The sequence below is a fragment of the Flavobacterium sp. genome, assembly GCF_044371705.1.
GTDB lineage: Bacteria > Bacteroidota > Bacteroidia > Flavobacteriales > Flavobacteriaceae > Flavobacterium.
In genome coordinates this window covers 1-8,402 of sequence record NZ_JBILTE010000112.1, presented here as the reverse complement: position 1 = coordinate 8,402, position 8,402 = coordinate 1, and the positions used below count along the sequence as shown (strand labels likewise).

8 protein-coding genes are annotated in these 8,402 nt (G+C 35.8%); 2 read left to right on the top strand and 6 right to left on the bottom strand.

Going from position 1 to position 8,402, the window contains the following annotated elements; all coding sequences use genetic code 11:
- Positions 1-238: 238 nt before the first annotated feature.
- Positions 239-484, top strand: a complete 246-nt coding sequence (locus ACIQ2S_RS08780) for a GIY-YIG nuclease family protein (protein ID WP_396175065.1) — start codon at positions 239-241, stop codon at positions 482-484.
- A gap of 158 nt (positions 485-642) precedes the next feature.
- On the opposite strand, the gene ACIQ2S_RS08775 is transcribed toward ACIQ2S_RS08780, so the two are convergent.
- The 3 genes from ACIQ2S_RS08775 to ACIQ2S_RS08765 form a co-directional block, all read right to left on the bottom strand.
- Complete coding sequence (locus tag ACIQ2S_RS08775; protein ID WP_396175063.1) at positions 643-1,002, bottom strand: hypothetical protein; 360 nt, start codon at positions 1,000-1,002, stop codon at positions 643-645.
- Between the two features lie 287 nt (positions 1,003-1,289).
- On the bottom strand, positions 1,290-2,273 hold the full coding sequence (locus tag ACIQ2S_RS08770; protein ID WP_396175061.1) for a T9SS type A sorting domain-containing protein: 984 nt from the start codon (positions 2,271-2,273) through the stop codon (positions 1,290-1,292).
- 348 nt (positions 2,274-2,621) lie between these two features.
- The gene (locus ACIQ2S_RS08765; RefSeq protein WP_396175059.1) at positions 2,622-3,509 is read right to left on the bottom strand and encodes a dienelactone hydrolase family protein; all 888 of its coding nucleotides are present in this window, start codon (positions 3,507-3,509) and stop codon (positions 2,622-2,624) included.
- A 192-nt stretch (positions 3,510-3,701) separates the two neighbouring features.
- Between ACIQ2S_RS08765 and ACIQ2S_RS08760 the strand changes: the two genes are divergently transcribed.
- The gene (locus tag ACIQ2S_RS08760) at positions 3,702-4,274 is read left to right on the top strand and encodes a fasciclin domain-containing protein (RefSeq protein ID WP_396175057.1); all 573 of its coding nucleotides are present in this window, start codon (positions 3,702-3,704) and stop codon (positions 4,272-4,274) included.
- An 87-nt stretch (positions 4,275-4,361) separates the two neighbouring features.
- Here ACIQ2S_RS08760 and ACIQ2S_RS08755 read toward each other — a convergent pair whose 3' ends face one another.
- From ACIQ2S_RS08755 to ACIQ2S_RS08745, 3 genes are all read right to left on the bottom strand, one after another.
- The gene (locus ACIQ2S_RS08755; protein WP_396175055.1) at positions 4,362-5,534 is read right to left on the bottom strand and encodes an acetate/propionate family kinase; all 1,173 of its coding nucleotides are present in this window, start codon (positions 5,532-5,534) and stop codon (positions 4,362-4,364) included.
- 9 nt (positions 5,535-5,543) lie between these two features.
- Complete coding sequence (gene pta / locus ACIQ2S_RS08750; RefSeq protein ID WP_396175053.1) at positions 5,544-7,634, bottom strand: phosphate acetyltransferase; 2,091 nt, start codon at positions 7,632-7,634, stop codon at positions 5,544-5,546.
- Positions 7,635-8,092: 458 nt separating this feature from the next.
- Positions 8,093-8,402: His/Gly/Thr/Pro-type tRNA ligase C-terminal domain-containing protein (locus ACIQ2S_RS08745; protein ID WP_396175051.1), on the bottom strand; the 310-nt coding region annotated here is incomplete at its 5' end.

The window sequence follows — 8,402 nt, the reverse complement described above, 5'->3', positions numbered from 1 at the left end:
TACAGACCTTGGATGGTAATTCATATTGAAGTTTATCAATCCAAAAACGAGGCAATAAATAGAGAACAATGGTTCAAATCTGGCGTTGGAAGAGATTTTATAAGTAAACTTAAGAATAAATTTTAATACAATTAAGAGCGTTGGATTCATATCCGCCGCGGCGGACAGGAGTTCATTCGCCGCGGCGAACTCGCTACAAAAGTCCCTGAATTTCAGGGACTTTTTTTATATTTACTACATGGAATACATAGTTTATATATTATTCTCCGAAAAACACAACAAAACATACGTTGGTTTTACTTCGTCATTAATCGAAAGATTTAAAAGTCATAATGAACTTGCGACAAAAGGATATACGATAAAGTACAGACCTTGGATGGTACTCCATATTGAAGTTTATCAATCCAAAAACGAAGCAATAATTAGAGAAAAATGGTTCAAATCTGGCGTTGGAAGAGATTATATAAGTAAACTGAAGAAGTAAACTATAAAACAATTAAGAGCGTTGGATTCATATCCGCCGCGGCGGACCCGAGTTCATTCGCCGCGGCGAATTCGCTACAAAAGTCCCTGAAAATTCAGGGACTTTTTTTGTGTAAATTATTATGGGTACGAGCGAGACGCTCACACGAGCTGTGGGACTTATTTACCAGTCATTACATTCTCTAAATAAAGTTTTATTACATTCATCCTTTTCATCATTTGAGTTAAATATAATAAATAAGATTCTCCAAGATCATCCCATATCGGCTTACATATATGAGAATTATTTAAGTTTTGACCAATCTCTCCTAGAACTTCGCTAGTTACTTCGTTACTCTCATCACATTCAATTTTTACTTCTTTAAAAAAAATTAACAAATCAATTTTAGATATCTTTCCTTTTATCAAAAGTTCTTGAAAATAAAGTATTAACTTAATCTGTCCACTTATTGAACCATAATTTGTGTTTTCTAAATTACAAATAATATTATTTATCTTTTCTTCAAAATCTGCCGTCATAATAATTACTAATAACTGGTATCTAAAATTGTCTAGTTGAACTTAAAAGACTTTGGAATTCAATTAACCTGTGCTCTCCGGTCTCCCGACCTCGAAGACTTTACTTATATTTAACTAATAACTTACTGCAGCTCGGGTATAAAACCTTCTTCCAAAATCTAATTTTATCAAATATAATAAAAATTGGAATAGTTTGATTGCTGCGAGGTCGGGAGACGCAGAGCTCAGCACCAGAATGGTTTTTTATATTGAACTAATGTTAGAATAATATAAAAAGGCATAAAAAATTACTTTTTTATGAATTTGTTTCTATAAAGAATGTTAGTTGAACTTCTTGATAGTATAAAATAATTTCCAATTGCTAAAGTGCTAACATCTATCGCATCTTTGTAATTATGATCGGATTTTTCCAATAGTAATTTTCCGGAGGTATCATAGATAGAAACATTTTTATAATTTCCATCTGTTTCTTTGCCAATAAATAAAAACTGCGATGTAGGATTCGGATATACATTGATCTCTTCATTTGCAATTAATCCATCGTCAATACTTAAACTGCAAAAACCAAAATTTCCAAAATTTAGCTGTATGAAATTACCAAGACCTAAAAACTGACACTGTGTGGGACAATAAATAGTACAAGCATAAAACCCATAAAAACCTGAAGTTGAAGCAGTATAAAAAGGACTATTTTCACCACTAATGATGCAAGGATCGCTGGGAACTGGAGGAAGACCGCTTGGGGTGCAGTTATACCAAGTATGAAAACCATAGAGTAAATCAAAACCATTTTCAAGAGAAACGGATGCACCTTGACAAACATTATAAGTTCCGCTACCAATAAATTGAAATGTGCCTGGTTGAAAAGTAGCAATAATGTAAGGCAAACCATAGGCAAATCCATCAGCAAGGATTTCTGGACTTTGCTCTGTGCATCCATCTTGCGTAACTTCTACCTTAAAATAATATAATTCATCATTCTGTTGTGTAATTGTGTAGGTTTGATTTGTAGCACCAGCTATTGGTAACCATGGATTTGTATTAGGGATCGCAGAACTCCATTGCTTTCGATACCATTGGTAACTGCTGTAAACCTGAGTTGACAAAGTTTCGGTATCATTATTATCACAAAATGCTATTCTTATTGGATTTGTGGAAGTGTTTAGTCGTGGACTAGTAATGGTGGGATCAAATGAACACTGCGAATGTAGAATATTAACACCCATAAAAAATGTTAAAAATATTGCAATTTTAAGTAGATGTAGTTTCATAAATTTTTGTTTTAGGTTGTTGTCAATTGATGTAATCTTTTAATTATTCTTATAAGTAATTGAATAAAATAAATTTAATATAAATCATTTATTCCAGCATTTTGTAAATAGACTCAAAAATCGCTAAAGAGTTGCGTGAATGTAAAAATTAATGTTAAAACATTTTCTATTATTAATACTAATAAGATAATTTTAAGAAGTCTGCTATCTATTTTCAAATAAATTATATGTCTTTACATTTAGATTTCAGAATTCTTTCTTATAGTTATGCACTCTGCGATGGTCCCGACCTCGCAGCATCTCACTTTCAATTAAAAACTGCTGCTGATTATATCTTCGTACTACATCCTACCTCAACTTCCCCCTAAAAAAATCAATCGTTCGTGTCCAAGATAACGTTGCAGCCGCTTCGTCGTATCGCGGTGTTGTGTTGTTGTGAAAACCATGATTGACTTCCGGATAAAAATGAGCCGTATGTTCGACTTTGTTTTTTTTCAAAACGGTTTCAAAAGCAGGCCATCCTTCATTTACACGGGTGTCTAAACCGGCAAAATGCAATAATAGTGGTGTAGTTATTTTTTCAGCTTCTTCAGTTGTTGGTTGTCCGCCATAATAGGGAACTGCAGCACTTAAAGTCGGAATCCTAACAGCCATCATGTTTGAAATCCAACCACCAAAGCAAAAACCAACCACTCCTACAAATCCGTTACAATCTTTGTGTGATTTTAAGTATTCGTAGGCGGCAATAAAATCTTCCAGCATTTCTTCGCGGGTTCGCTTTTTTTGTAATTCTCTGCCGGCATCATCATTTCCCGGGTAACCTCCCAACGGAGATAATGCGTCGGGTGCCAACGTGATAAAACCTTCTACTGCGGCTCTTCTTCCCACATCTTCTATGTATGGATTGAGTCCGCGGTTTTCGTGTACGACAATTATTCCGGGAAGTTTCTTTTTAGAATCTGCCGGTTGTGACAAAAGTCCCTTGATGGTGCCGCCGCCTTTCGGAGATTCATAGGTAATAAAATCTGATTTCAGTCGCGGGTCATTGGGCTGAATCAAAAGCGTATCCAAATAATTAGGCGTCATAAAGCTCAACAATGCAGGAAGTGTGAGTGTACCTACAGCAAAAATGGATAGTTTTTCAATAAATTGTCGCCGCTCAATTTTGTTGTGTGCATAATCATCATACAAATCGAAGACTTCTTGGCTAATGTCTGCTTTGGTTATTTTATTCATAGCTAATATTTCTTTTTACTAAAGTACTTAAAAAAGTGATTGAATGGGCACTATCGTACTTTTAACCAAAAATAGTTGGGCTAAAATCTCTATTCAAATTACAAAATTGTTTAATCTTTTGTTAAATAAATTAAACAATTTAATAAAAGGTCTATCTTTACATCAAATAATAATCACTTAAAAAAACTTAAAATGAAATTAATTAAATCATTAGCCATCTTATCATTCGTAGGTGTTATGGTTGCTTCATGTGGTGAAGCAAAAAAAGAAGAAGTAGTAGAAGAAGTAGTTGTGGAAGAAGCGGTTGAAGTAGTTGAAACACCAAACATTGTAGGTGTTGCTTCTGCAAATGCTGATTTCAGCACATTGGTAACAGCAGTGGGTGCTGCAGGTTTGGTAGAAACATTAAGCGGTGTAGGACCATTTACTGTATTTGCTCCAAACAATGCTGCATTTGCTAAATTGCCAGCAGGAACAGTAGATACTTTACTAAAACCTGAAAGCAAAGACAAATTGACTGCGGTTTTGACTTACCACGTAGTAGCTGGTAAATTTGAAGCAGCTGCAGTAATTGAAGCTATCAACGCTAACAAAGGAAAATTTGAAGTAACTACTGTACAAGGTGGAAAAATTACTTTAAGTTTAGTAGGTGGAAATGTAGTATTAACAGATGCTAATGGTGGTACAGCCACTGTAATTTTAGCAGATGTTGCCGCATCAAATGGAGTAATCCATGCAATTGATACCGTTGTGATGCCTAAATAAATTTTAGTGTTAATTGTTATTCTGAACAGAGCCGTTGCAGGGATGTAACGGCTCTTTTTGTTGATACAAAAGGTAATTTATGCAGTTTTACGAAACTAACAATTCATACGCTTGTTCCGCCATTTCAAATTCTTCATTGGTTGGAACTACTAAAATAGGTACTTTGGTACCTTCCACTGAAATAGAACGAATTTCCTTGGAACGGACTTTGTTTTTTTCTTCATCCAATTGAATACCAAAATAGTCCATATTTTGGCAAATCAACGAACGCATCGCATCGCTATTTTCGCCTATTCCGGCAGTAAATACCAGTGCGTCCAAACCATTCAAAGCAGCAATATACGAACCGATAAATTTCTGCACACGATACGCCATCATTTGCATAGCAAGAAGACATTCTTTATTTCCGTTTTGTGCTTCCTTTTGTATATCCCGCAAATCGGAATAGCCGGTCAACCCTTTTAAACCGCTTTCTTTTTGCAATAAATCTTGCACTTGGCTCGAAGAATAACCTAACGAGTCCATTAAGTAAAAAATAATCGCTTGGTCAACATCGCCGCTTCGGGTTCCCATAATTAAACCGTTAGTGGGACCGTATCCCATGGAATGTTCGATACTTTCGCCGTCTTTCACGGCAGTGATGCTGCAACCATTTCCTAAATGAACCGTAATGATTTTGGAATGCTCCAATCCTAAAAATTCACTCGCTTTTTTGGAAACATATTTGTGACTGGTTCCGTGAAAACCATATTGTCGAATTTGATGTTGGGTATAAAATTCATTCGGAATCGAATAGCGATACGCTTTTTCAGGAATCGTTTGATGAAAAGCCGTGTCAAAAACCGCTACTTGAATTGCTTTTGAAAAAACAACTTCGGCCACTTCGATGCACGATAAATTGGCAGGATTGTGAAGTGGTGCCAATGCACATAACTCACGAATCTTGTCTTTCACTTCTGTGGTGATGATTGTTGTTTTTGAAAACTGCTCACCTCCATGAACCACCCGATGTGCGATGGCATCAATTGTTTGATGATTATTTTTATTCAATATTTTTTGAGCAATCGATTCTAATGCTTCTTTGTGATTGGCAAATTCCACCGATTCTGTAAATTCTTCCGAATGCATGGTATAATGAAATTTTGTGTTTTCCAAACCAATCCGTTCAACCAAACCTGAGGCAATGACCGTTTCAGCCGGCATTTCAATAATTTGAAATTTCAAAGAAGAACTTCCGGCATTGATGACTAATAAATTCATGCTTGTTTTTTATAAATCTTGTGCCTGAATGGCGGTTATAATAATCGTATTGTACACATCTTCAACCGTACAACCTCTACTTAAATCGTTGACTGGTTTGTTGAGTCCTTGCAACATGGGTCCGATGGCAATTGCTCCGGTTTCTCTTTGCACCGCTTTATACGTATTGTTACCTGTATTTAAATCGGGGAAAATCAAAACATTGGCTTGACCTGCAACTAAAGAATCAGGCATTTTACTTTTACCAACAGTCATATCTACAGCAGCATCGTATTGAATGGGTCCTTCAATTTGCAAATCGGGACGTAATGTTTTAACCAATTCGGTTGCTTTTCTAACCCTTTCCACATCTTCGCCGGTTCCCGAACTACCCGAAGAATAGGACAACATGGCTATTTTAGGTGCAATTCCAAATGCTTGACTGCTTTCCGCAGAGGATATAGCTATTTGAGCCAATTCTTCAGCCGTTGGATTGGGGTTAATGGCACAATCGCCAAATACAGAAATACGGTCTTCCAAACACATAAAGAACACCGAAGAAACCACGGAAATTCCCTTTTTAGTTTTGATGATTTGCAACGCAGGACGAATCGTATGTTGGGTGGTGTGAATAGCCCCGGAAACCATACCGTCTGCCAATCCTTTGTAAACCATCATCGTTCCAAAATAAGAGACATCCGACATCAAATCTTTCGCAATGTCGTGATTGACGTTTTTGTGTTTTCGCAACTCATAAAATGTTTCTACAAAGTCGTTGTAATAGTCAGAGTTCACCGGATCGATAATTGTTACCTTGTCTAATGGTAGAACAATTCCGGCTTTATTCAAAGTTTTTTCGATGGTTGATTTTTTTCCTAATAAGGTAATATCCACTACATCGGCAGCAAGCAATCGTGCGGTTGCTTCCAATATCCGCACATCTTCTGATTCCGGCAGAACAATATGCTTGCGAACATTCTTTGCCTTTTTCAATAAATTGTATTGAAACATTTTGGGAGTAATTCCTTTTGAAGTAAAATTAGTCACTTTTTGAATCAACAAATCGGCATCGATGTGTTTGTAAAAAGTCTCCAACGACAACTGTATTTTCGTTTGATCACCCGGTCGAATTTTACAATTGATACGCCCAATTTTATTTGCCGCTTTAAAAGTATTTTCCTCCACACTGATAATGGGAATGATATCATCCAAACCTTCAATTAATCTGATGATTGATTCTTCAGGAAGCAGTCCGCCCGTTAATACAATACCAACCATTCTCGGATAACTGGCCGATTTATGTGCTTGCAAAACACCCAGAATAATATCGGCACGATCGCCGGGTGTAATAACTAAATTATCCGGACCGATGTTGGTCAAATAATTGCGTAATTGCATCGCTCCCACACTAAAACTTCCCACGATTCCTTCAAGCAAATGTTCGCCAAACAGTACTTTTCCATTCAAAGCATCTACCACTTCACGTACACTTGGATTACTCAGTGATTCGTTTACCGGAATTGCAAAAACTTGCACGGAAGGCTCCGTAAACTTTTTAATTCCTTGAATAATTGCATCTCTGTTTTTTTCCTGAATTTTGTTGGTCACAATCGCCATTACTCCTACTTCCTTGCTGACAAAAGAACGATAGGCCATTTCTAAATTCTGAATTAAATCATCGGCTGCATTATTGCCTGAAGCATTAATCAAAACAGGTAGTCCTAAATTTTTTGCGATTTGGAGGTTTATTTCAAATTCAAAAACAGAGACCTCATCTTCAAAATCACTTCCTTCTACTAACACAAAATCAAATTCTTCCTCCAACTTTTTGTAATCATTCATGATCGTGTCAATCACCTCACCTTTCTTACCCAAATTAACCAATTGAATCATTTGTTGTTTAGTATAGGAATAAGCGTTTCCATACTTTTCGTGCAACTGGAAAGTCTGCAAAATGAGCTGCAAATGATTATCTGTTTTTGACTTTTTCCCTTCGTTGATAATTGGACGGTAATAGGCCACTTTTGCCATCCGGCTGAGCAACGCATCCATTAATCCTAAACTTATAAGTGACTTGCCACTTCTGGGTTCAATTGTGGCGACATATAATCCTTTGTTCATGAGCTGTTTTTACTAATTGTGAAGATTTTGCATGCGAAAATTTGACTAAAAAAAACACTTGTAACTGACAATCAATACTTTGTGGAAAAAATTTTGAATACAAAATTGTATATAAAAGTAGAAACTTCTGCCTTACAAACCAATAATTAGTCCACATGATTTTGAAAAAAAGAATCCATCTTACTTTTAAAAAAGTCAACTACTATTCAAAATAAGTAGTTTAAAGATTTGGCAACTTCCGAAAAATACAATCTTATAAAAATAATTTATTTCTTACTTTAAAATCATAATAGTGCATTTCATCGATTTTATGACGGATTTTGTCTTGAATAATTTAAATAGCAATATCTTCACTATTGAAATTTTACTACAGAATCTTTACATAGGGTTTAGAGAATATATTTTTACGCAACGAAAAGCCCCGAATCTTCGGGGCTTTTCAATGATATAATTCTTGCTTATTTTAATGCGTTCTTCAAGCCTTCAAAATCGAAAGCAATTTGCTCACCTGTTTGCAGATTTTTTAATCCAAACTGCATTCGTTCCAATTCTGATTGTCCCGCAATTACTGCATAAGAAATCCCGCGTTTATCAGCATGTTGGAATTGTTTCGCCAATTTGGCCGCATCCGGGTATAATTCCACTTTAATTCCTGCTTTGCGTAATTTGGAAATAGCTTCCATGGCATACAAACTTTCTTTGTTGCCATAATTAATAAAAAGTGCTTTGGTGGTTGCTGTAACTGTCACGGGAAACAATCCTAATTCT

What these genes read in the sequence shown, in the direction of transcription:
- ACIQ2S_RS08775 (WP_396175063.1), bottom strand. Translation starts at nt 1,002, where the DNA reads ATGACGGCAGATTTTGAAGAAAAGATAAATAATATTATTTGTAATTTA.
- pta (WP_396175053.1), bottom strand. Translation starts at nt 7,634, where the DNA reads ATGAACAAAGGATTATATGTCGCCACAATTGAACCCAGAAGTGGCAAG.
- ACIQ2S_RS08765 (WP_396175059.1), bottom strand. Translation starts at nt 3,509, where the DNA reads ATGAATAAAATAACCAAAGCAGACATTAGCCAAGAAGTCTTCGATTTG.
- ACIQ2S_RS08780 (WP_396175065.1), top strand. Translation starts at nt 239, where the DNA reads ATGGAATACATAGTTTATATATTATTCTCCGAAAAACACAACAAAACA.
- ACIQ2S_RS08760 (WP_396175057.1), top strand. Translation starts at nt 3,702, where the DNA reads ATGAAATTAATTAAATCATTAGCCATCTTATCATTCGTAGGTGTTATG.
- ACIQ2S_RS08755 (WP_396175055.1), bottom strand. Translation starts at nt 5,534, where the DNA reads ATGAATTTATTAGTCATCAATGCCGGAAGTTCTTCTTTGAAATTTCAA.
- ACIQ2S_RS08770 (WP_396175061.1), bottom strand. Translation starts at nt 2,273, where the DNA reads ATGAAACTACATCTACTTAAAATTGCAATATTTTTAACATTTTTTATG.